General features: G+C 60.4%; 12 protein-coding genes. 6 read left to right on the forward strand and 6 right to left on the reverse strand.

Translation table 11 applies throughout. From position 1 onward, the window contains the following. Positions 1-253: 253 nt before the first annotated feature. The gene (gene putA / locus ACYZUM_RS29325; protein WP_108181474.1) at positions 254-4,207 is read right to left on the reverse strand and encodes a trifunctional transcriptional regulator/proline dehydrogenase/L-glutamate gamma-semialdehyde dehydrogenase; all 3,954 of its coding nucleotides are present in this window, start codon (positions 4,205-4,207) and stop codon (positions 254-256) included. A gap of 456 nt (positions 4,208-4,663) precedes the next feature. Here putA and putP point away from each other — a divergent pair, with 456 nt between their 5' ends. The 4 genes from putP to ACYZUM_RS29345 all read left to right on the forward strand — a co-directional run bounded on the left by putP (position 4,664) and on the right by ACYZUM_RS29345 (position 10,268). After that, on the forward strand, positions 4,664-6,148 hold the full coding sequence (gene putP / locus ACYZUM_RS29330; RefSeq protein ID WP_108181475.1) for a sodium/proline symporter PutP: 1,485 nt from the start codon (positions 4,664-4,666) through the stop codon (positions 6,146-6,148). Positions 6,149-6,501: 353 nt separating this feature from the next. Further along, on the forward strand, positions 6,502-8,517 hold the full coding sequence (locus tag ACYZUM_RS29335) for a type VI secretion system Vgr family protein (protein WP_108181477.1): 2,016 nt from the start codon (positions 6,502-6,504) through the stop codon (positions 8,515-8,517). Next, positions 8,507-9,211, forward strand: coding sequence for a DUF4123 domain-containing protein (locus ACYZUM_RS29340; RefSeq protein ID WP_108181478.1), 705 nt, complete (start codon positions 8,507-8,509; stop codon positions 9,209-9,211). Before ACYZUM_RS29335 ends, ACYZUM_RS29340 begins: the two co-directional genes overlap by 11 nt. A gap of 217 nt (positions 9,212-9,428) precedes the next feature. Beyond that, a complete protein-coding gene (locus ACYZUM_RS29345) occupies positions 9,429-10,268 on the forward strand; it encodes a 23S rRNA (adenine(2030)-N(6))-methyltransferase RlmJ (RefSeq protein ID WP_003220988.1) in 840 nt (279 codons plus the stop codon). Positions 10,269-10,392: 124 nt separating this feature from the next. On the opposite strand, the gene msrA is transcribed toward ACYZUM_RS29345, so the two are convergent. From msrA to aceE, 5 genes are all read right to left on the reverse strand, one after another. Continuing rightward, positions 10,393-11,058 carry a peptide-methionine (S)-S-oxide reductase MsrA gene (gene msrA / locus ACYZUM_RS29350; protein ID WP_047290930.1) on the reverse strand — a complete coding sequence of 222 codons (666 nt, stop codon included), beginning with the start codon at positions 11,056-11,058 and terminating at the stop codon, positions 10,393-10,395. A 127-nt stretch (positions 11,059-11,185) separates the two neighbouring features. After that, positions 11,186-13,882: a putative bifunctional diguanylate cyclase/phosphodiesterase gene (locus tag ACYZUM_RS29355; protein WP_108181479.1), complete on the reverse strand. Its 2,697-nt coding sequence runs from the start codon at positions 13,880-13,882 to the stop codon at positions 11,186-11,188. A 252-nt stretch (positions 13,883-14,134) separates the two neighbouring features. Further along, a complete protein-coding gene (locus ACYZUM_RS29360) occupies positions 14,135-15,532 on the reverse strand; it encodes an alkaline phosphatase D family protein (protein ID WP_108181480.1) in 1,398 nt (465 codons plus the stop codon). Positions 15,533-15,806: 274 nt separating this feature from the next. Then, a complete protein-coding gene (gene aceF / locus ACYZUM_RS29365) occupies positions 15,807-17,765 on the reverse strand; it encodes a dihydrolipoyllysine-residue acetyltransferase (protein ID WP_108181481.1) in 1,959 nt (652 codons plus the stop codon). Positions 17,766-17,776: 11 nt separating this feature from the next. Next, the gene (gene aceE / locus ACYZUM_RS29370) at positions 17,777-20,422 is read right to left on the reverse strand and encodes a pyruvate dehydrogenase (acetyl-transferring), homodimeric type (protein ID WP_003220999.1); all 2,646 of its coding nucleotides are present in this window, start codon (positions 20,420-20,422) and stop codon (positions 17,777-17,779) included. A gap of 262 nt (positions 20,423-20,684) precedes the next feature. Between aceE and ACYZUM_RS29375 the strand changes: the two genes are divergently transcribed. Continuing rightward, complete coding sequence (locus tag ACYZUM_RS29375; RefSeq protein WP_256198919.1) at positions 20,685-20,810, forward strand: hypothetical protein; 126 nt, start codon at positions 20,685-20,687, stop codon at positions 20,808-20,810. Next, a complete protein-coding gene (gene glnE / locus ACYZUM_RS29380) occupies positions 20,807-23,746 on the forward strand; it encodes a bifunctional [glutamate--ammonia ligase]-adenylyl-L-tyrosine phosphorylase/[glutamate--ammonia-ligase] adenylyltransferase (protein ID WP_108181482.1) in 2,940 nt (979 codons plus the stop codon). Before ACYZUM_RS29375 ends, glnE begins: the two co-directional genes overlap by 4 nt. Positions 23,747-24,033 lie beyond the last annotated feature (287 nt).

Genomic DNA, 24,033 nt, shown 5'->3' on the forward strand with positions numbered 1-24,033 from the left:
TACCTGAAAATTGGGGTTGGGCCGAGTCTAGGCTCGCTGATAAAGGCTGAACAGGATGATTGATGGGCGTGATGTTGGAGCCCCGCAACAACTTTGCAAACACCCCAAAACAACTGTGGGAGCTGGCTTGCCAGCGATGGCGGCGGAGCAATCACCATTAATGGTGGCTGACACATCGCTATCGCTGGCAAGCCAGCTCCCACAGTTTTTTCTGCTGAACCGGGCACCTGTGCAGTACCCGGCTTAACGGTTTTTAACCGATAGTCATCAGGCTCGCATTACCACCCGCCGCCGCCGTGTTGAGGCTCAGTGCGCGCTCGATCACCAGGCGCTCCAGCGCGATGTTGGTCTCGCCCTGGGACAGGCCCTGAACGCCCACGATCGCACCGGCCCGCTTGGCGATCTGCTGGCAGACGCCACGCAACTGGTCGGAATGACCATGATGCAGCACGGCATCAAACACCACTTCATCCTTGTGCCAGTCGGCAACCCGTTTGATCCGCGCCTGAACGTCCTTCGGCAGGCGTGCGAACAAGGCCTTGCTGATGTCGGATTCCGGCCATACCGCCGAACCGCCGACCGCCAATACCGCCGCCAGTTGGGTCAGCAGATCACCTTCGACGTCCGCCAGGCACAGCACGTGTTCACGCGGCAGGATCGCGTAGCTGTTTTTCTCGCCGGTCGGGCCGGCCAGCACGCGGGTGATACCGCTTTGCGACTGCGCAGCGTATTGCGCGCACAGGGTGCTCAGTTCGGCGTATTTGTTGCTCTCGGCCCAGGCCTTGAAAGCGTTCAGCGGTTTGCTCATGGCCTCACGCAGACGCACGTCCGGGGCGACGAGCGCATCACCGCGAGCGAAGGATTGTTCGATGGCGTCCGTAGGACGCGTCGACAGCAGACGGTAGAGGTACAGCGGACCACCGGCTTTCGGGCCAGTCCCCGACAGGCCTTCGCCGCCGAATGGCTGCACGCCGACCACGGCACCGACGATGTTGCGGTTGACGTAGACGTTACCGGCGTTGACGTTGTCGATCACCTTGGCGATGGTCTCGTCGATGCGGGTGTGTACGCCGAGGGTCAGGCCATAACCGGAGGCATTGATCTGGCCGATCAACTGGTCGATGTCCTTGCGCTTGTAGCGCACCACGTGCAGCACCGGGCCGAAGATCTCGCGTTGCAGCTCGTCGAAGCTTTCCAGTTCGATCAGGGTCGGCATGACGAAGGTGCCGCGTTTGACTTCTTCACTGTCGGCGATAGCCACCTGGTACACGCTGCGACCTTTATCGCGCATGGCCTGGATGTGCTTGTCGATGCCGGCCTTGGCTTCGGCGTCAATCACCGGGCCAATGTCCACGGACAGGCGCTCAGGGTTGCCGAGACGGCTTTCAGCCATCGCGCCTTTGAGCATTTCGATGACGCGGTCGGCGGAATCTTCCTGCAGGCACAGCACGCGCAGGGCCGAGCAACGCTGACCAGCGCTGTCGAAGGCCGAGGACACCACGTCGATCACCACTTGTTCGGTCAGTGCCGAAGAATCGACGATCATCGCGTTCTGCCCGCCGGTTTCAGCGATCAGCGGAATCGGGCGGCCCTGGTTGTCGAGGCGACCGGCGATATTGCGCTGCAGCAGACGCGCGACTTCGGTGGAGCCGGTGAACATCACGCCTTTGACGCGCTCATCACCGACCAGACCGGCACCAACGGTTTCACCGCGACCCGGCAGCAGTTGCAGCACGCCTTCGGGAATCCCGGCTTCCAGCAGCAAACGCACGGCTTGCGCGGCAACCAGCGGAGTCTGCTCGGCCGGTTTGGCCAGTACCGGGTTACCGGCGGCCAGTGCGGCAGCGACCTGACCGCTGAAGATGGCCAGCGGGAAGTTCCACGGGCTGATGCACACCACCGGGCCCAGTGGGCGGTGGGCGTCATTGCTGAAATCGTTGCGCGCCTGCACCGCGTAATAACGCAGGAAGTCGACCGCTTCACGCACTTCGGCGATGGCGTTGGCGAAGGTCTTGCCGGCTTCACGGGCCAACAGGCCCATCAGTGGCTGGATCTCGCCTTCCATCAGGTCGGCGGCACGCTCCAGAATCGCCGCGCGCTCGGCTGGCGGGGTGGCCTGCCAGATGGGCGCAGCATTCAGCGCGCACTGGATCGCGTTGTCGACGTCTTCGACGGTAGCTTCTTGCACGTGACCGACCACATCACGGTGATCCGCCGGGTTCAGCACTGGCGCCGGGGCTTCGTTGCTGGAAGTGCAACCGAGCATTGGCGCGGCTTTCCAGTTGTTGTGCGCAGTGGCGAGCAGGGCGCAGGACAGCGAGGCCAGACGATGTTCGTTGGCCATGTCGATGCCGGCGGAGTTGGCGCGCTCGGCGCCGTACAGGTCACGCGGCAGCGGAATGCGCGGGTGCGGCAGGCCGAAACCACCTTCCACGGTCGCCATCTGCTCGATCTGCGCCACCGGATCGGCCACCAGTTCCTGAATCGAAATCGACTGGTCGGCGATGCGATTGACGAACGAGGTGTTGGCGCCGTTTTCCAGCAGACGACGCACCAGGTACGCCAGCAGGGTTTCGTGAGTACCAACCGGTGCGTACACGCGGCACGGACGGTTCAGCTTGCCTTCGGAAACTTTGCCGACAACCTGCTCGTAGAGCGGTTCGCCCATGCCGTGCAGGCACTGGAATTCGTACTGGCCCGGGTAATAGTTCTGACCGGCAATGTGATAAATGGCCGACAGGGTGTGGGCGTTGTGCGTGGCGAACTGCGGGTAGATGACTTCCGGCACCGACAGCAGTTTGCGCGCGCAGGCGATGTAGGAAACGTCGGTGTACACCTTGCGGGTGTAGACCGGATAGCCTTCCAGGCCTTCGACCTGGGCGCGCTTGATTTCGCTGTCCCAGTACGCGCCTTTCACCAGACGGATCATCAGGCGATGACGGCTGCGACGGGCCAGATCGATTACGTAGTCGATCACGTACGGGCAACGCTTCTGATAAGCCTGAATCACGAAACCGATGCCGTTCCAGCCGGTCAGTTGCGGTTCGAAGCACAGGCGCTCGAGCAGATCCAGCGACAGCTCCAAGCGGTCGGCTTCTTCGGCGTCGATGTTCAGGCCGATGTCGTATTGCTTGGCCAGCAGGGTCAGCGACAGCAGGCGCGGGTACAACTCGTCCATCACGCGCTCGTACTGCGCACGGCTGTAGCGCGGGTGCAGGGCCGAGAGCTTGATGGAAATGCCCGGGCCTTCATAAATCCCACGACCGTGGGAGGCTTTGCCGATCGAGTGGATGGCTTGTTCGTACGACGCCAGGTACTTCTGCGCGTCGTGTTCGGTCAGCGCCGCTTCACCGAGCATGTCGTAGGAATAACGGAAGCCCTTGGCTTCGAACTTGCTCGCGTTAGCCAGTGCTTCGGCGATGGTTTCGCCGGTGACGAACTGCTCGCCCATCAGGCGCATCGCCATGTCGACGCCCTTGCGGATCATCGGCTCGCCGCTCTTGCCGATGATCCGGCTCAGTGACGAAGTCAGGCCGGCTTCGTTGTGGGTCGACACCAGTTTACCGGTCAGCAGCAGACCCCAGGTCGCCGCATTGACGAACAGCGACGGGCTGTTGCCCAGGTGCGGCTGCCAGTTGCCGGTGCTGATCTTGTCGCGAATCAGTGCATCGCGAGTGCCCTTGTCCGGGATGCGCAGCAGCGCTTCGGCCAGGCACATCAGGGCCACGCCTTCTTGGGACGACAGGGAAAATTCCTGCAGCAGGCCCTGAACAATGCCTGCACGACCGCCGGCACTTTTCTGGTTACGCAGTTTTTCCGCGATGGTCGCGGCGAGTTTGTTGGTGGCTTCGGCCATCGGAGCCGGCAGGCGCGCCTGCTCGATCAGCATCGGCACCACTTCCGGCTCAGGGCGACGGTAAGCAGCGGTGATCGAGGCGCGCAGTACCGATTGCGGCAGGATGCTTTCAGCGAATTCGAGGAAGCACTGGTGCGCGTGATCGGTGTGGACTTCACCGGCGTCGTCGCTGTCCTTGGCGGTCAAACCGTTCAGCTCGGTCAGGGTTGCACCACCCTCGAGTTTTTCCAGGTAATTGAAAATTGCCTGCTTGATCAGCCAGTGCGGTGTGCGATCAATCGAGGTCGCGGCAGCCTTCAGGCGCTCGCGGGTCGGGTCATCGAGTTTGACCCCAAGGGTGGTGGTAGCCATATTTTTATCCTCATGGTTGCCACAGTTGCGTGGCATCAGCTGGCGGCAAGATTAGCCGTGCGCCGAAAGAGGTGCAACCGGGTGCAACCCTTTTTTGTCGGAAAAATAAACGCTTCGTCAGGAATTATTTTCTGGTACTGAAGTGCCGCTCCTGCTTGGTGCTTTTACTTCTAGCGGAGCGCCGTGACTGCGCTAAAAAGGAGCAAAAACGGCGTATTTATCGGTATATCCGACTAGGTGCAACTTAATCGCCAGAAACTGGTTGCACCTTTTTTACTTTGTTGCATAGCATTCGCGCCCAAGGTGCAACCGGGAATACCCGGTGCATCGGCTGGTGGCTTTCCTGGGGAAACATCAGTCCTAAATGCGCGGGATCCCGTTTCGTCTGCCAAACATCGTCGTTTGTGTGCGATTGATCACCGCTGCTACATAAAAACAAAGCCAGGGCGTAACTTAATGAGCGTAAGCAATCCAACACTGATCACGTTCGTGATCTACATCGCAGCAATGGTGCTGATCGGCTTCATGGCCTATCGCTCCACCAACAACCTTTCCGACTACATTCTTGGCGGCCGCAGCCTCGGCAGCGTGGTAACGGCTTTGTCCGCCGGTGCTTCCGACATGAGCGGCTGGTTGCTGATGGGCCTGCCGGGCGCCATCTACATGTCCGGTCTGTCCGAAAGCTGGATCGCCATCGGCCTGATCGTCGGTGCCTACCTGAACTGGCTGTTCGTCGCTGGCCGTCTGCGCGTGCAGACCGAGCACAACGGCGATGCCCTGACCCTGCCGGACTACTTCTCCAGCCGTTTCGAAGACAAAAGCGGCCTGCTGCGCATCATCTCGGCGGTGGTGATTCTGGTGTTCTTCACCATTTACTGCGCTTCCGGCATCGTGGCCGGCGCCCGTCTGTTCGAAAGCACCTTCGGCATGTCCTACGAGACGGCGCTGTGGGCCGGTGCTGCGGCGACAATTGCCTACACCTTCGTCGGCGGTTTCCTCGCGGTGAGCTGGACTGACACCGTGCAAGCCACGCTGATGATCTTCGCTTTGCTGCTGACGCCGATCATCGTATTGCTGGCCACTGGTGGCGTCGATACCACGTTCCTCGCCATCGAAGCCCAGGATCCAAGCAACTTCGACATGCTCAAGGGCACCACCTTCATCGGCATCATCTCGCTGATGGGCTGGGGTCTGGGTTACTTCGGTCAGCCGCACATCCTCGCGCGTTTCATGGCCGCTGACTCGGTGAAGTCGATTGCCAACGCCCGTCGCATCTCCATGACCTGGATGATCCTGTGCCTGGGCGGCACCGTCGCCGTGGGCTTCTTCGGTATCGCCTACTTCTCGGCGCACCCGGAAGTGGCCGGCCCAGTCACCGAGAACCACGAACGGGTGTTCATCGAACTGGCGAAAATCCTCTTCAATCCGTGGGTGGCTGGTGTCCTGCTGTCGGCGATTCTCGCCGCGGTCATGAGCACCCTGAGCTGCCAGTTGCTGGTGTGCTCGAGCGCCCTGACCGAAGACTTCTACAAAACCTTCCTGCGCAAATCTGCTTCCCAGGTTGAGCTGGTGTGGGTCGGTCGCGCGATGGTGTTGCTGGTGGCGCTGATCGCTATCGCCATGGCCGCCAACCCGGAAAACCGCGTGCTGGGCCTGGTGTCCTACGCCTGGGCCGGTTTCGGTGCCGCGTTCGGTCCAGTAGTGCTGATCTCGGTGATCTGGAAAGACATGACCCGCAACGGCGCACTGGCCGGCATCCTGGTCGGCGCCATCACCGTGGTGGTGTGGAAGCATTTCGAGGTGATGGGTCTGTACGAAATCATCCCGGGCTTCATCTTCGCCAGTCTGGCGATTTACATCGTCAGCAAAATTGGCGAGCCAACCAAAGGCATGGTGCAGCGCTTCGAAGCGGCGGAAAAAGATTTCCACCTGAACAAGTGATGCACTGAGCTTCGGCTCACAGAAAAACGGCCCGTTTCCTACAGGAGGCGGGCTGTTTTTTTATGCCCGTGATTTCTCGAATCCTGTGGAGACCCAATGTGGGAGCGAGCCTGCTCGCGAATGCGATTGATCATTCAATGAATGTGTCGACTGACATGCCGCATTCGCGAGCAGGCTCGCTCCCACAGTTGTTCGGTGGTGATTTTGAGAGAGTTGTCTGTAGTCGATTGCGCCAATATCCGAAGGCTTTTTCGCCAGAAAAAGTAGGGCAAATCTGATTTTCCCGTCACCCGTCCAACACCCGTTGCCCCTCATGCAGAATCGCCCGCCCTCAATCTGCAGAGACACATCGGATGTTCGCGCCTGCCAATCAACCGCGTTTCACGTTGACCCTTGAAGGCGCCCAATTTGATCTCAAAGTCCTTGAGTTCACGGGCAAGGAAGCCATCAGCCAACCCTTTCGCTTCGACCTGGAACTGGTCAGTGAACGGCCCGATCTGGACCTCGAGAGCCTGCTGCACCGTCAGGCGTTTCTGGGCTTCGATGCGGAAGGTTCCGGTGTCCATGGTCAGATTTATCGAGTCGGGCAGGGTGATTCCGGGAAACGTCTGACGCGCTATCACCTGAGCCTGGTACCGCGTCTGACGTACCTCGGGCATCGCATCAACCAGCGGATTTTTCAGCATCAGACGGTGCCGCAAATCGTCGCGCAGGTGCTCAAGGATCATTCGATTCTGCGCGATGCTTTTGAATTTCGCCTGGGCAGCGAGTACCCGGAGCGCGAGTACTGCGTGCAATACGCCGAAAGTGACCTCGCGTTTATCCAGCGCCTGTGCGCCGAAGTCGGCATTCATTATCACTTTCAGCACAGTCCGGAAGGTCACCTATTGGTGTTCGGTGATGATCAGACGGTGTTCCCGAAACTGGCTCAACCGACGCTTTATCTGCCCGGCAGCGGCATGGCCGGTGGCGCGCCGGCGATCAATCGTTTCAATGTTCGCGTGGAAACCCGTACCAGCGTAGTGACCCGGCGCGATTACAACTTCATCAAGCCGCGCCTGCAGCTGCAAAGTCGGGTCGACGGTGAGCAGCGCCCGGTGCTAGAGGATTATCACTTCCCCGGCCAATTCAACGATCGTGAAACCGGCAGGCACCTGGCCCAAAGAGCGCTTGAGCGACATGTCGCCGATTACCGTCAGGCCGAAGGCATCAGCGACGTATCTGCACTGGTGTGCGGACATTTCCTGCAACTGACCGAACACCCGCGCCGGGACTGGAATGACCTGTGGCTGCTCACCGCCATCGAACACCGTGGGCGGCAGCCGCAAGTGCTGGAGGAATCGGTCACCAGCGATGGGGAAACATTCCAGGGTTACCGTAATACCTTTCTTGCTACGCCGTGGGAGGTGTTCTTCCGCCCAGCCCTCGGCCCGGAAAAGCCACGGATGCTTGGCTATCAACCTGCCGTCGTCACCGGGCCGCACGACGCGGAAATCCACTGCGACGAGTACGGTCGGGTCAAGGTGCAACTGGCCTGGGATCGCGACGGCGAGCTCAACGAGCATTCCAGTTGCTGGTTGCGTGTGGCAACCGGTTGGGCACATGACCATTACGGCAGCGTGCTGATCCCGCGAGTCGGCATGGAAGTGCTGGTCGGTTTCATCGACGCCGATGCCGACAAGCCGTTGGTGATGGGGTGCCTGCCGAATGCCGCGACCCCGGTACCGCTGGACCTCCCGGCGGACAAGACCCGCAGCATCTTCCGCAGCCACAGCAGCCCCGGTGGCGGTGGTTACAACGAGCTGCGCATCGAGGACAAAAAGGGCGCTGAAGAAATCTACCTGCGCGCCCAGCGCAACTGGACCCAGCATGTACTGCACGACCAGCAGGTGCAGGTCGACAACCAGCGCAGCATCGTCGTCACGGGCACCGCCAAACATGAGTTGAAGGCCGACGAACAGCGCATCACCCACGGCCAGCGCCAGATCGAAGTCAAACAGGACGATCACCTGACGGTAGTCGGCGATCGGCATATTCGGGTGAGCAACCAGGCCACCAGCGCCAGCGCACAAATCCACGTCAGTGCCGGGCAGCAAGTGGTGATCGACGGCGGCGCGAGCGCCACGATTCAGGCCGGCGGGCAGTGGATCAACATCGGGCCTGGCGGGATCTTCAGTAGCGTGCCGATTCAGGTCGGTGGCGCGCCGATGGCGGCGATGAGCGCGGCACCCGGTGTGCCGGGACTGCCAGCGAAACTTGCAGCGGCACCGGCGGCCATGCTCACCGCCGCACAAATCATGAGCTTTAAAGGTGATGCGCCATTCTGCGAAGAGTGCGAGCGCTGCAAGGACGGTGTTTGTGCAGCCTGAGTGCCTGACGCCTTCAGCGTGGCTGGCGCGTGAGCCGCTAAAACCTGCGGAGCAACTGTTCGTGATTTTCAGTAATGCCAGCGACGCCAGGCCTCCGCTGGTCGGACCCAACCCGATCTGGGCGGACACGATCTACGCCGAGTGGGACGTGGTAATGCCCTTTGTGGGAATTGTCGCGCCGGACAGTGCGTTTCTCGATTGGGTGGCCTCTACCGAGTCTCGCGACTGGGGGTGGTTGGCGGTGTCCTCGGCGAGCCTGGAGGGGGTAGTTGAGCACTTTCGCAGCCTGACTCAAGTGCTGATGCCGGACGGCGCAGCGGTGTTTTTTCGCTTCTGGGATGGGCGTTTTGTGTTGCCGATCCTGCAGTCCGACGAAGTGCAATCTGCGCAGTTGATGCCGGTGATTTCGCGCGGCTTGATCAATGGACAGGCCGTGGAGATCGGGGGCAGGGCGCAGGTTTCGGGGCGAGTGTTTCCTTGGTGGAAAGTACCGGGGTCGGTCTTGGCCGCAACAGCTGATGACATTCGCATCGGCAATGCTGTGCAGTGGCTGAGCGAGGAGCATCCTGCCTTGTTCGAGGCCTTTCCCGAGCCGGTTTTACGTTGCAAGGTCAGGCGGTTTTTTCAGGTTTCAGCGTCGGAAGAAACGTCGCAATCGGCGTTATTGGACCATTTGCAGGACGAAGCAGAATGAAACTTCCGGGCGAAGTCCAAGGATCAGCGATGTTCGCGTCCTGGGCTTTGATAAAGCTTTCGATGGGTTGTTGAGGCAACTGAACTGTGGCGAGGGGATGAATCCCCTCGCCACAGGTATTGGACCGGATCTTAAGGTGTAAGAGGGCCGCTCAGCCTCCAACCCCTGACTTGCCGCCCGGTAAAAGGTAAACTTCACGGCCCTCGCAGGAGCAGCCATGAATTATCGTCACGCCTTCCATGCCGGCAATCACGCCGATGTGTTCAAACACCTGACCTTGACCCGCCTCATCGCCCTGATGTCGCGCAAGGAACAGCCGTTTGCCTATCTCGATACGCACGCCGGTATCGGTCTGTATGACTTGCAGGGCGATCAGGCCAACCGTACCGGCGAGTACCTGGAAGGCATCGCACGTTTGTGGGATCAGCCGGATCTGCCGGCGCTGACCGCCGACTACATGAAGGTGCTGCACGAGATGAACCCGGATGGCCAGTTGCGCTACTACCCGGGCTCACCGGAGCTGGCGCGGCGTCTGACCCGGCCGCAGGATCGGGTGATGCTCAATGAGAAACACCCGGAAGACGGCGTGCAGCTCAAGGAGAACATGGCCGGTGATCGTCGGGTCAAGGTGCATCTGGGCGAGGGCTGGCATGTGGCGCGGGCGATGCTGCCGGTGCAGGAGAAGCGTGCGGTGATGTTGATCGATCCGCCGTTCGAGCAGCTCGACGAGATGCAAAAGTGTGCGGCGTCGCTGAAAGAAGCAATTGGCCGCATGCGCCAGACCGTTGCGGCGATCTGGTATCCGGTGAAGGATCAGCGTGCACTGCGTCGTTTCTATCAGGATCTGGCCGGTACCGGTGCGCCGAAGTTGCTGCGCGTGGAACTGTTGGTGCATCCGCTGGATACGCCGAACAGCCTGAACGGCTCCGGCATGGCGATTGCCAATCCGCCGTGGGGGCTGGAGGAAGAATTGCGCGAGTTGCTGCCGTGGTTGTCGAAGAAGCTTGGGCAGACTCAGGGTGGATGGCAGATGGATTGGTTGATTGCTGAAAGCTGATCAACTGTTTTAGCGGTGTCTGAACGGACGCCTTCGCGGGCAAGCCCGCTCCCACAAAGTACTGCGCCATTTTGAAGTCGGCGCTAAACCTGTGGGAGCGGGCTTGCCCGCGATGCTTTGGGGTTTAGTTACCCGCCAGGCTCGGTGGCATGCACACGCCGGTGCCGCCGATCCCGCAATAACCTTCAGGGTTTTTCGCCAGGTATTGCTGGTGATAGGCCTCGGCGAAATACACGGTCGGCGCCTGTTCGATTTCGGTGCTGATTTCGCCCAGGCCTGCCTTCGACAGTTCAGCCTGATACACCGCTTTGCTCTTCAGCGCCGCGTCCAGTTGCTCTGGCGAGGTCGCGTAGATCACCGAGCGGTATTGAGTGCCGATGTCATTGCCCTGACGCATGCCCTGAGTCGGGTTGTGCAGTTCCCAGAACATCGCCAGCAGCTCTTCGTAGCTGACCTTGGCTTTGTCATACACCACCAGCACCACTTCGGCGTGGCCGGTCAGGCCCGAGCAGACTTCTTCGTAAGTCGGGTTCGGCGTGTAGCCACCGGCGTAACCGACCACGGTGCTGACCACGCCTTCGCGCTGCCAGAAACGGCGCTCCGCGCCCCAAAAGCAACCCAGACCGAAGATCGCGAAGTCGACGTCCTGGAAAAACGGGCCGAGCAACGGGGTTTCTTCGAAGACGAAATGCTTTTCAGGCAGGGTCATCGCGGTTTCGCGGCCGGGTAGAGCTTGGTCTTTGGTCGGTAGCACGTTTTTGTTCACCAGAATTTCCGAGCGCAGAACCATGATCGTTCCTCTCAGTCAGGATGGGATGTAAAAAATCAGACCGCCAGTGTGCCGAATGATGCCGGATTTCGCACTATTCAATGTAGGAGCAGCCTGCGGCAGCTCCTACATGAAAGGGCGGCGAGGGCTACAGGCAGAGCGGGCCGCGCGGGTAGCGCTTGAGCGCCTGGATCAGCTCGCCGCCGGGGATCGGCCGGTCGAACAGGTAGCCCTGGCCGACGTCGCAACGGTGGCGACGCAGGAACGCCAGTTGCTCGGCGGTCTCGATGCCTTCGGCCACGACCTTGAGCTTCAGGTTGTGCGCCATGGCGATCACCGCGGAGGTGATTTCCATGTCGTCCTGGTTGTCGGGGATTTCGTGGATGAAGCTGCGATCGATCTTGATGATGTCGATCGGGAATTTCTTCAGGTAACTGAGCGACGAGTAACCGGTGCCGAAGTCGTCCATGGCCAGGGTCAGGCCCAGACGCTTGAGCTGATCGAGCTGCAAGTGCGTATCTTCGGTGGCTTCCAGCAGCAAACCTTCGGTCAGCTCCAGTTCGAGCAGGCTGGCCGGCAGCGCTTCTTCCTTGAGGATGTTGGCGATGGACGCGACCAGATCCGGGTCGGAGAACTGCTTGGGTGACAGGTTGATCGCCACTTGCAGGTTGCCCATGCCCGCGGCGGTCAGCGCTTTGCTCATGCGGCAGGCCTGGCGGGCAATCCACTTGCCGATCGGAATGATCAGGCCGGTTTCTTCGGCAACGCTGATGAACTGGTCCGGGCGGATCATCCCGCGCTCCGGGTGGTTCCAGCGCAGCAGCGCCTCCATGCCCAGCAGGCGACCGCTGCGCAGGCACAGCTTGGGCTGATAGAACACGTCCAGCTCATTCTGGGTCAGGGCGCGGCGCAGGTTGTTCTCGACGAACAGCTTGTAGCTGGCCTCGGCATTCAGCGCTTCGGTGAAGACTTGCACCTGATGCTTGCCGTTGGCCTTGGCCTTGTGCAGGGCCAGACCGGCGTTGCGCATCAGGGTTTGCGGATCGCGGCCGTGCAGCGGCGCGCAGGCCAGGCCCACGGAGCCGGTGACGCTGATCAACTGGTTGTCGACGAACATCGGTTTGTCGAGGGTCGCCAGCAACTGGTTGGCGATCTGCTGGCCGGTGGCGAGATCCGTGTCGTCGAGCAGTACGGCGAACTCGTTACTGGCGAACCGCGCGAGGCTGCCGCTCGGGCTGAGGCTGTTGCGCAGGCGCCGGGCGAGGCTGATCAACAGTTTGTCGCCGGTCTGGTGACCGAGGCTGTCGTTGATCCGCTTGAAGTTGTCGATGTCCACCAGCAGCAGGCTGATCGGTGTATCGCTATCGCGGGCGAAGCGCTCGTCCAGATTGCGGATAAACGCCGGGCGGTTGCCGAGGTTGGTCAGATTGTCGGTGTACGCCAGACGCTCGATGCGCTGTTGCGCCAGTTTGGTCTGAGTGATGTCTTCGTAGATGCCGATGTAGTGCGTCAGCTCGCGGTTATCGCCATACACCTTGGAGATCGACAACTGGCCCCAATACGGTTCGAGGTTCTTGCGCCGGCTTTTGAATTCGCCCTGCCAGCTGTTGCTCTTGGCCAGCGCCGACGGCGCGTCAAACAGCAGCTCGCTGAGGTTTTCCAGGGCCGGCAGTTCCGACAGGCGCTGGCCGTGGACTTCCTCGGTGGTGTACTGGGTGATCGCGGTGAAACTCGGGTTGACGTACTCGACCACGCCGTCGCAATTGACCAGCAAAAAGGCGTTGGCGCTTTGCTCGACCGCGCGCTGGAACAGGTGCAGGGCGCTGGTGGCGGTGCGGCGGTTGTGGTTGTTGATGACCTGGGCGAACTGATCCGCCAGTTCACCGGCAAAGGCGATTTCATCGGACTGCCAGGCGCGGGTCACGCCGGTCTGCTCCAGACAGAGCACGCCGACCACCTGGCCATCGACGCGGATGCTGGCGTCGAGCATCGCGTTGACGTCGCGCGGGCGCAGGGCCTCAGCCATCTCGCGGGTGCGCGGGTCGCGCATCGCATTATGCGCGTCGATGGCGCGGCTGCCGTGCAGCGCTTCCATGTAGTCGGGGAAGCCGCTGATGTCGATCACCTCCGGCAGGAGGTATTCCTGCGTTGCGCGGTGATACGCGGAAATCGGCACCAGCAGATTGCCTTCGAGGTTCCACAGGCTGGCGCAGTCGATTTCATAGATGTCGCAGGCGCAGCGGGTGATCAGTTCGGCGGCTTCCTGCAGCGAGTTGTGGCTGCTGTAGCGCTGGCGGGCAAGCAGCAGAATCAGATCCTGCTGGGCGCGCACCCGATCAAGGTGCTGCAGTTGTTCCTGCTGGGCGCGCTGGTTGAGTTCGAGGGCAATCTGCAGGCGCGAGTTCTGGGTTTCGAGGTCGACCGAGGGCAACGCAGGCGCTTCGTCGAAGACATCATCGACCGCCAGCAAATAACCGCGCAGCAAGTGTCGATTGTGCTGCTTATAAGCTTCGCCGAGTTCGAGGATGCTCAGCACGCCAGCGGCGGTGTGCAGGGTGTAGCGCACCAGATAATGCGGGCTGTCGCGCAGTTGCTGCTGGATCGCGTCGTGCAACTGATAGCGCGCTTCCGGCTCCATCAGACTGGCATACGGTGAACCGACCAGTGCACAGAGCTCGACGGCCGGCTGGCCGAACTGGCGTTCGCAGTTGGGATCGAGAAACAGCATCGCCCAACTGGCTTCATTCAAGCGCTCGAAACGCAGCATGCCGAGCCGCGAGGGCACAGGCAACTGCGTCACTACCTCGGCCGCCATACGGCTGGCGGCATCGGGTTGGCTCTTCATGAAGGAACTCGCTTGGAAATATGCTGAACGCGCGGGCTCTCGCCCTCTTTACTGTTGCCTGCGGCAAGGTTGCATCATTGCGGCACCGACTGACAAGAGAGATGAAGGCCAAGTGCTATAAGAATGTGTCGGCCGCTCGGGGCATTTCTCCAGTGTGTGGTTGAAAAGAGCAAAAGATCGCAGCCTGCGGCAGCTCCTACAGGGGATGCATGCCAATGTAGGAGCTGCCGAAGGCTGCGATCTTTCAAGATCTCAGCGTAATTTCAGGCTGATCGATTGCAGCTTGTTGCCATCACGATCATGGTAATTGACCAGAATTTGATCAGTCTCGACGACTACATGGGCGAAGTTGTCTTCGCTGACGACCGGGCTGGTCAACTCATGCTGATAATCACCCGTCGCCGTGCGCGCCAGCGGTCGATCGAGGATGAACGTCGACGCCTTGGCATAGGGCAACAGCTTGCTGTTGCACAGCGGCGAGGAAACGATGGTGTGGACTTCGAAATCCGGGTCTTCACTATGCGTCAGGCGCGAGGTCAGCGAGCCATGCACATCGCCCGAGACAAACACGACATTCCTGATGCGTCGGGTGCGGATGGTTTCCAGCAGGTGCAGGCGCTGCTCCGGGAAGGCTTTCCAGGCATCGTCGCCGTGCAATTTGCGATCCGGGTAGAACATCACGCTGGTCACGATGAATTTCACCCGCGCCGGGCTGTTGGTCAGCCACTTGAGCAGCGCCTGTTCCTGCGCCTCATCGAGTATGCGGCGATCATCGGCTGACAAGTTGCGGCGGGTGCGGCTGTCGGTCACAAACCATTCGATATCACCGTCACTGAATTGATACCAGTAGTGCTCGAGTTTTGCCCGATTCACCTTTTTGTTAGTTGTAAGTTCATGCGCCGGGCTGTGGCTGACTTGATAGATTTCATAGGCGGCCATGGCGTTGCGATATAACACGTGATCTGATTGTTTGGCATTCGCCGGCCAATTGTCTTCAATTTCGTGATCATCCAGAATCATATAAGTCGAAGTGCCGGACATCAAACGCTGAATATTCGGCTGAGAGAAGGCCGCACGGTACTTGCTGAGGATGTCCTTATATTCACGATCAGGTGCAAACAGATTAAGGTCGTCGAGATAAACCTGATCACCCGTCATCAGGGTTGCACTGATCGGCGGCTGGGCACCTTCGATCAATTGGTTGATGGAGGCAAAGATCCGGTCACCCAGATGGGGCAGCACCGGCACCCCCGCCGTCATGCGCAAATAGCGGCAAGAGCCGACGATATAGGCCTTTGCCTGCAGGGCATTGCTTGAGCGGGTGCGCAATCGATAGATTTCCCGCGGCCACTGCAGCGGCAGTTCGGCGACACTGTCCACGGTATGGACCGGATTCATCGGGCTGAACCAGCCGGTCTGGTATTCATATTCGGTGTCACTGCTCAAGTTGTTGAGGGTGAACACTTCGGTCATGTCGCGCAGCGCACTGGGTTCGGCGAAAGTACTAGCTGACCACTGTTGTGTTCCAGACTTCCGATAGCGTATGGCGGCAAATACCGGTGCGTTGCCTTGCTTGTCGGCGCGCATGAGTATACGCGCGTGATGAGTTGTCGTGTGGCCGATAATCGGGCCAATAGTTGGCTTGAACATATTCGAGTCCGTTCGAGTAAGTTTCGTTTTTTATAAATAACGCAGGAAAATCGTTATTTAATCCGAGGGCAGAGATTAGTTGCCTGTCGATGAAAAATATCGAGACGAATTCGACTGCAGTCGTAGTTCAAGTAAACCCAACTTGTAGGAAGAGCCGCTGCACTTTTTTCAGGGCAAAAAAAGCCCCGTCAAACTGACGGGGTTGAGGTGCGAGCGTGTGGCGCTCGAAAACGTGGAACGCAGTCGGCCCTCCGTTGCCGGAGGGCCGAACGCTTTACAGCAGGATGGTGCGGATGTCGCCCAGCAGGCTGCCCAGACGCTGGGTGAAGCGTGCAGCAGCGGCGCCGTTGATCACACGGTGATCGTAGGACAGCGACAGTGGCAGCATCAGTTTCGGCTGGAAGGCTTTGCCGTCCCAGACTGGCTGAATGATTGCCTTGGAAACACCGAGGATCGCCACTTCCGGCGCGTTGACGATCGGCGTGAAGCCGGTGCCGCCAATGTGGCCGAGGCTGGAAATGGTGAAGCAGGCGCCCTGCATCTCGTCCGAAGAGAGCTTTTTGGTGCGGGCTTTTTCAGCCAGCGAAGCAGCTTCTGCGGCCAGTTGCAGCAGGCTCTTCTGGTCGACGTTCTTGATGACCGGTACCAGCAGGCCATCCGGGGTGTCGACCGCGAAACCGATGTTGACGTACTTCTTGCGAATGATCGCCTTGCCGCTTGGTGCCAGCGAACTGTTGAAGTCCGGCAGTTCCTTGAGCAGGTGCGCGCAGGTCTTGAGCAGCAGCGGCAGGATGGTCAGCTTGACGCCGGCCTTCTCCGCGACGGCTTTCTGCGCAACACGGAAGGCTTCCAGCTCGGTGATGTCCGCCGAGTCGAATTGCGTCACGTGCGGCACGTTCAGCCAGCTGCGGTGCAGGTTGGCCGCGCCGACCTGCATCAGACGGGTCATCGGCACTTCTTCGATTTCGCCGAAGCGGCTGAAGTCCACGACCGGAATCGGCGGGATGCCCGCGCCACCGGTTGCGCCGCCAGCAGCTGGCGCTTCCTTGGCCTTCTGCATCATCGCCTTGACGTAAACCTGCACGTCTTCCTTGAGGATGCGACCGTGCGGACCGCTGGCGCCAACAGCGCTCAGCTCGACGCCGAACTCACGGGCCAGTTGACGCACGGCCGGGCCGGCGTGAACTTTGGCACCAGGCTTGGCCGGAGCAGCAACCGGAGCGGCAGCAGCAGGTGCAGCGGCAGCCGGAGCAGCAGCGGCCGGTGCCGGAGCGCTTGGCGCAGCGGCGGCAGCTGGAGCCGGGGCAGCAGCAGGGGCTGCGCCTTTGACTTTCAGCTTGAGGATCAGGTCGCCGGTGCCGACTTCGTCGTCCAGCTTGATGGAAATGCTTTCCACCACGCCAGCGGCAGGCGATGGGATTTCCATGCTTGCCTTGTCGGATTCGAGGGTGATCAGCGACTGGTCGGCTTCAACGCTGTCACCAGCCTTGACCAGGACTTCGATGATCTTGGCCTTGCCGGCCGAACCAATGTCCGGAACGTGGATGTCCTGAACGCTGTCAGCCACTGGAGCAGCCGGGGCTGCCGCAGGAGCAGGCGCAGCAGCGGCCGGCGCAGCAGCCTGAGCCGGAGCGGCCGCAGCCGGGGCCGCAGCACCCGCCACTTCCAGATCCAGAATCAGGTCGCCCGTGCCGACTTCGTCGTTGAGCTTGACGCTGATGGCCTTGACCACGCCCGCGGCAGGCGACGGGATTTCCATGCTCGCCTTGTCGGATTCCAGGGTGATCAACGATTGATCAGCCTCGACCTTGTCGCCAACCTTGACCTGGATCTCGATGATCTGCGCCTTGCCCGAGGAACCGATGTCCGGCACGTGCACTTGCTGCACCGAAGCGGCAGCAGGGGCAGCGGCTGGCGCGGCAGCAGCAGGAGCGGCAGCCGGTTTGGCTTCAGCTTTTGCAGCCGGTGCAGCCGCAGGCGCAGGAGCCGCTTGCGCGGCGCCCTCGACTTCCAGCTCAAGCAGTTCGTCGCCTTCTTTCAGACGGTCGCCCAGCTTCACTTTCAGGCTCTTGATGACGCCGGCTTTCGGGGCCGGCACTTCCATGCTGGCCTTGTCCGATTCCAGGGTCAGAATGCTCTGGTCGGCTTCGATGCGGTCGCCGACCTTCACAAACAGTTCAATTACTTCACCTTCACCGCTGCCGATGTCAGGTACGCGAATGAGTTCGCTCACAAAATGTCTCCTCAGCAGTCCAGTGGGTTGCGTTTTTCCGGGTCGATGCCGAACTTGACGATGGCCTCGGCCACCACTTTAGGTTCGATATCACCACGGTCAGCCAGTGCTTCCAGGGCTGCCAACACCACGAAATGACGGTCGACTTCGAAGAAATGACGCAGTTTCTTGCGGCTGTCGCTGCGGCCGAAACCGTCGGTGCCCAGGACTTTGAATTCCTTGGACGGTACCCACTGACGGATCTGCTCGGCGAACAGCTTCATGTAGTCGGTAGAGGCAATCACCGGACCCTTACGGCCGCTCAGGCACTCTTCAACGTAGCTCTGCTTGGGCTTCTGGCCAGGCTTGAGACGGTTGCTGCGCTCTACGGCCAGGCCGTCGCGACGCAGTTCGTTGAAGCTGGTGACGCTCCATACGTCAGCGCCGATGTTGAATTCTTCACGCAGGATCTTCGCCGCTTCACGCACTTCACGCAGGATGGTGCCGGAGCCCATCAGCTGTACGTGATGCGCCGCATCGCGGGTGTCTTCTTCGAGCAGGTACATGCCTTTCTTGATGCCTTCTTCGGCACCGGCCGGCATGGCTGGCTGCTGGTACGACTCGTTCATCACGGTGATGTAGTAGAAGATGTCCTGTTGTTCTTCGGTCATCTTCTTCATGCCGTCCTGAATGATCACCGCCAGCTCGTAGCCGTAGGTTGGATCGTAGGTGCGGCAGTTCGGGATGGTCGCGGCCAGCAGGTGGCTGTGACCGTCTTCGTGCTGCAGGCCTTCACCGTTCAGGGTGGTACGGCCGGCGGTGCCGCCGATCAGGAAGCCACGGGTACGGCTGTCGCCAGCGGCCCAGGCCAGGTCACCGATACGCTGGAAGCCGAACATCGAGTAGAAGATGTAGAACGGCAGCATCGGCTGGTTGTGGCTGGAGTACGAAGTACCGGCAGCGATGAACGAGCTCATGGCGCCTGCTTCGTTGATGCCTTCTTCAAGGATCTGACCTTTCTGGTCTTCCTTGTAGAACATCACCTGGTCTTTATCGACTGGCTCGTAGAGCTGGCCGACGGAGGAGTAGATGCCCAACTGACGGAACATGCCTTCCATACCGAAGGTACGGGCTTCGTCCGGGATGATCGGCACGATGCGCGGGCCGATTTCCTTGTCCTTGACCAGTTGCGCGAGGATGCGCACGAAGGCCATGGTGGTGGAAATTTCACGGTCGCCCGAACCATCGAGGATGGCTTTCAGGGTGTCCAGATCCGGGGTCGGTACGCTGAAGCTCTGCGCGCGGCGCTGCGGTACGAAACCGCCCAGTGCGGCACGGCGCTCGCTCAGGTAGCGGGCTTCGGCGCTGTTCGGCTCTGGCTTGAAGAACGGCAGGTTCTCCAGCTCTTCGTCCTTGACCGGGATGTCGAAGCGGTCGCGGAACAACTTCAGGCTGTCGACGTCGACTTTCTTGGTGTTGTGCGCAGTGTTTTTCGCTTCGCCGGCACCGGTGCCATAACCCTTGATGGTCTTGGCCAGGATGACGGTTGGTTGTTCTTTGTGGTTGACCGCTTCGTGGTACGCCGCATAGACCTTGTACGGGTCGTGGCCGCCACGGTTGAGTTTCCAGATCTCGTCGTCGGACAGATCGGCAACCATCGCCTTGAGTTCAGGCGTGTTGAAGAAGTGCTCGCGAACGAACGCGCCGTCTTTGGCTTTGTAGTTCTGGTACTCGCCGTCGATGACTTCGTCCATGCGACGTTGCAGGATGCCGTCGACGTCCTTGGCCAGCAGTGGGTCCCAGAAACGGCCCCAGATGACTTTGGTCACGTTCCACTGTGCACCGCGGAACACGCCTTCGAGTTCCTGGATGATCTTGCCGTTGCCGCGAACCGGGCCGTCGAGGCGCTGCAGGTTGCAGTTGATGACGAAGATCAGGTTGTCCAGCTTCTCGCGGCCGGCCAGGGAGATGGCGCCCAGGGATTCCGGCTCGTCGCACTCGCCGTCGCCCAGGAAACACCAGACTTTCTGTTTGCCCGGCTGGATGAAACCGCGGTGTTCCAGGTACTTCATGAAGCGTGCCTGGTAGATCGCCTGGATCGGACCCAGACCCATGGATACGGTCGGGAACTGCCAGAAGTCAGGCATCAGCCAAGGGTGCGGATAGGACGAGAGGCCCTGACCGTCGACTTCCTGGCGGAAGTTGTTCATCTGGTCTTCGGTAATGCGGCCTTCCATGAACGCACGGGCGTAAACGCCTGGCGAGGTGTGGCCCTGGAAGTAGATCAGGTCGCCGCCGTGTTCGTCGGTCGGGGCCTGGAAGAAGTAGTTGAAGCCGATGTCATACAGGGTCGCGCTGGAAGCGAAGCTGGAGATGTGACCACCCAGGTCAGAATCTTTCAGGTTCGTACGCATTACCATGGCCATCGCGTTCCAGCGCACCAGCGAGCGAATGCGGCGTTCCATGAACAGGTCGCCAGGCATGCGTGCTTCGTGGGTTACCGGGATGGTGTTGCGGTAAGGCGTGGTGATGGCGTAAGGGAGCTGCGAACCGCTGCGGGTCGCCAGTTCACCCATACGGGTCATCAGATAGTGAGCACGGTCTTCGCCTTCTTTGTCGAGAACCGATTCCAGGGCGTCCAGCCATTCCTGGGTTTCGACGGGATCGAGGTCTTGCATGGCTTGCTCCAGGGCGGAAAGGCTTCCAGAATCGGTTGCCTGAGTTTGCGACTGGCCTTGTGGGCAGACGATTTAAAATTCTTGGATTGCCGACAGGTTGTTCCGGCGGCGTGTAGTTTTACTACAAATCTTTGAGCATTTCAGCCTTTCGCCTGTATAGACGAGTAGTAAAACTACAGAGGAAAGGCTTGTGGCCTCCGACTGCGTTGTGAGAATAATCGTTAAGGTTGGTCGATTACCATCCGAAAAAGGTGAAAGTTTGATGCTGGATGCCAAAGAAGAAGAAATTTCAGCTATTTCTAACTTTTGTTCGACAGTCCTTCGCGTAGCGGGTTTTCATCAAACACTACAAGCGGCCATTTACACGCCGATCAAGGATAGACCATGACCCTGCCCGTGCTTGCCGAACTCCCCGCCATTCTCTTGCCGTTGGTCACTCGATCCGAGCAGTCGTTCCGTACGGCCGTCGCCGCGCTGGAAGACGATCACGGCTTCTCCAGCTGGACCCCGGAACGCTGGGCGCAATTCGCCCGCGTCGGCGCCGCCAGCGATTTCGTCATTGAACAGAGCGTTCGTGACCCTTTGATGTTGCTGACGCTGGTGCAGTCCGGCGAACTCGACCGGCCGTACGCGCCGGGTGAACTCTGCGCGCAGATTGCCGCCGGCGTGAACACCGCGCAAAGCGAAGATGAGCTCGGTCGTGTCCTGCGTCGCCAGCGCGCTCGCCATCAGGTACGAATCATCTGGCGCGACCTGAACCGCCAGGCCGACCTGGTGCAGACCTGCCGCGATCTTTCAGACATGGCCGACGCCACCATCGATCAGGCTTATCAATGGCTGTACAGCCGCCATTGCCAGCAGTTCGGCACGCCGACCGGTCGGCGCAGCGGTCTGCCGCAACAGATGGTCATTCTCGGCATGGGCAAGCTCGGCGCGGTGGAGTTGAACCTGTCGTCGGACATCGACCTGATCTTTGCCTACCCCGAGGGCGGCGAAACCGTCGGCGTGAAACGCGCGCTGGATAATCAGGAATTCTTCATTCGTCTCGGTCAGCGCCTGATCAAGGCCCTCGACCCGATGACCGTCGACGGCTTTGTATTCCGCGTCGACATGCGCCTGCGCCCGTACGGTTCATCCGGCGCGCTGGTGCTGAGCTTCAATGCACTGGAGCAGTATTACCAGGATCAGGGCCGCGACTGGGAACGCTATGCGATGATCAAGGCGCGGGTGGTGGCCGGCGATCAGACTGCCGGCGCGCAGTTGCTCGACATGCTGCGCCCCTTCGTCTATCGGCGTTATCTGGATTTCTCGGCGATCGAAGCGCTGCGCACCATGAAGCAGTTGATCCAGCAAGAAGTGCGGCGCAAGGGCATGGCCGACAACATCAAACTCGGCTCCGGCGGTATCCGCGAGGTCGAGTTCATTGCCCAGGCTTTTCAGTTGATTCACGGCGGGCGCGACCTCAGCCTGCAACAGCGTCCTCTATTAAAGGTGCTGAGCACGCTGGAAGGGCAAGGCTATCTGCCGCCGGCAGTGATCAGTGAATTGCGCGAAGGCTATGAATTTTTGCGTTACACCGAGCATGCGATCCAGGCGATTGCCGACCGCCAGACCCAGATGTTGCCGGACGGCACTCAGGATCAGGCGCGGATCGCGTTCATGCTTGGTTTCGCCGATTGGCAGGCCTTCCACGAAAAACTGATGTTCTGGCGCGGGCGCGTGGCCTGGCACTTCGCGCAGGTGATCGCCGATCCCGATGAAGAAGAGGGCGCCGACTGCGAAGTGGTGGTCGGTGGTGAGTGGTTGCCGCTGTGGGAAGAGGCGCAGGATGAGGAGGCCGCTTGCCGACAATTGGAAGAAGGCGGCTTCAAGGACGCGAGCAAAGCGCTGAAAGCGCTGGCCAGTTTGCGTGGCAGCCCGCAATTGCGTGCGATGCAGCGCCTGGGTCGCGAACGTCTCGATGCGTTTATTCCGCGTCTGCTGGCTCAGGCGGTGGAACATGACAACCCGGATCTGGTGCTGGAGCGGGTGCTGCCACTGGTCGAAGCGGTGGCCCGGCGTTCGGCTTATTTAGTCCTGCTGACGGAAAACCCCGGCGCCTTGCGGCGTTTGCTGACGCTGTGCGCGGCCAGTCCGTGGATTGCTGAGCAGATCACCCGTTTTCCATTGCTGCTTGACGAGTTGCTCAATGAAGGCCGGCTGTTCAAGCCGCCACTGGCGCCGGAACTCGCCGCCGAGCTGCGCGAGCGGCTGACGCGGATCCCCGAAGACGACCTCGAACAGCAGATGGAGGCGCTGCGTCACTTCAAACTCGCGCACCGTTTGCGGGTTGCAGCGTCGGAAATCGCCGGCAGCCTGCCGTTGATGAAAGTCAGCGATTACCTGACCTGGCTGGCTGAAGCGATTCTCGAGCAAGTACTGGCCCTGGCCTGGCGCCAGACCGTGGCCAAGTACGGCACGCCGCTGCGCACTGACGGCAGTTTGTGCGATCCCGGCTTCATCATTGTCGGTTATGGCAAAGTCGGCGGGCTGGAACTGGGGCATGGTTCGGACCTGGATCTGGTGTTCATCCATGACGGCGATCCGCAGGCGGAAACCGACGGGCCGAAACCGATCGATGGCGCGCAGTTCTTCACCCGGCTGGGGCAGCGGATCATTCACTTGCTGACGGCGCAGACCAACTCTGGTCAGCTGTACGAAGTGGACATGCGTTTGCGCCCGTCCGGCGCGTCGGGGCTGTTGGTCAGTTCACTCGGTGCCTTCGAGCGCTATCAGGAAAATGAAGCCTGGACGTGGGAGCATCAGGCGCTGGTGCGGGCGCGGGTGTTGGTGGGCAGTCAGGATGTCGGCCAGGCCTTCGAGAAAGTCCGCGCGCAGGTTTTGGGCAAAGCGCGGGATCTGGCGAAATTGCAACAGGAAGTCAGCGAGATGCGCGCCAAGATGCGCGACAACCTCGGCACCAAGGGCACCGCAGCCGGTACGGCGGCTAATGCCTTCGAGGCCACGGCGCCGTTCGACCTCAAGCAGGACGCCGGAGGTATCGTCGATATTGAATTTATGGTGCAATACGCGGCCCTGGCGTGGTCGCACAGCCACCCGCCATTGCTGCGCTGGACCGATAACATCCGCATTCTGGAAGAGCTGGAACACGAAGGGCTGATGCCCGCCGAAGACGCCAGCCTGTTGCGCGAAGTCTATAAGGCTTACCGCTCCGCCGCCCACCGGCAGGCCTTGCAGAAGGACGCCGGGGTGATTGCAGGCGACCAGTTTGTCGAGGAACGCCGGCAGGTATTGCGGATCTGGAAAGAGCTGGGGCTAAGCTGAAACGCGCCAGTGAAGGCAATGAGATTCAAAAGGTGGGAGCGAGCCTGCTCGCGAATGCGGAGTGTCAGTCAATATCAATGCTGAATGATTCGGCCCCTTCGCGAGCAGGCTCGCTCCCACAGTAATCTGCGGTGAGTCGCAGGTATGTGAACAGATGCAAAACCATGTAGGAGCGAGCCTGCTCGCGATAGCGGAGTGACAGTCGACAGTCATGTTGAAGGTAATGACCCATCGCAAGCAGCGCCGCTCCCTCAGTGATTCTCGAGGCGGGGAGGCGTAAATGCCTC

The sequence above is a fragment of the Pseudomonas sp. m6p genome, assembly GCF_055760375.1.

Bases quoted from the DNA above. Each gene is read 5' to 3' on its own strand.
- ACYZUM_RS29355 (WP_108181479.1), bottom strand. From the start codon at position 13,882: ATGAAGAGCCAACCCGATGCCGCCAGCCGTATGGCGGCCGAGGTAGTG.
- glnE (WP_108181482.1), top strand. From the start codon at position 20,807: ATGACCCTGCCCGTGCTTGCCGAACTCCCCGCCATTCTCTTGCCGTTG.
- putA (WP_108181474.1), bottom strand. From the start codon at position 4,207: ATGGCTACCACCACCCTTGGGGTCAAACTCGATGACCCGACCCGCGAG.
- ACYZUM_RS29335 (WP_108181477.1), top strand. From the start codon at position 6,502: ATGTTCGCGCCTGCCAATCAACCGCGTTTCACGTTGACCCTTGAAGGC.
- ACYZUM_RS29375 (WP_256198919.1), top strand. From the start codon at position 20,685: ATGCTGGATGCCAAAGAAGAAGAAATTTCAGCTATTTCTAACTTTTGT.
- putP (WP_108181475.1), top strand. From the start codon at position 4,664: ATGAGCGTAAGCAATCCAACACTGATCACGTTCGTGATCTACATCGCA.
- aceE (WP_003220999.1), bottom strand. From the start codon at position 20,422: ATGCAAGACCTCGATCCCGTCGAAACCCAGGAATGGCTGGACGCCCTG.
- ACYZUM_RS29360 (WP_108181480.1), bottom strand. From the start codon at position 15,532: ATGTTCAAGCCAACTATTGGCCCGATTATCGGCCACACGACAACTCAT.
- ACYZUM_RS29345 (WP_003220988.1), top strand. From the start codon at position 9,429: ATGAATTATCGTCACGCCTTCCATGCCGGCAATCACGCCGATGTGTTC.
- msrA (WP_047290930.1), bottom strand. From the start codon at position 11,058: ATGGTTCTGCGCTCGGAAATTCTGGTGAACAAAAACGTGCTACCGACC.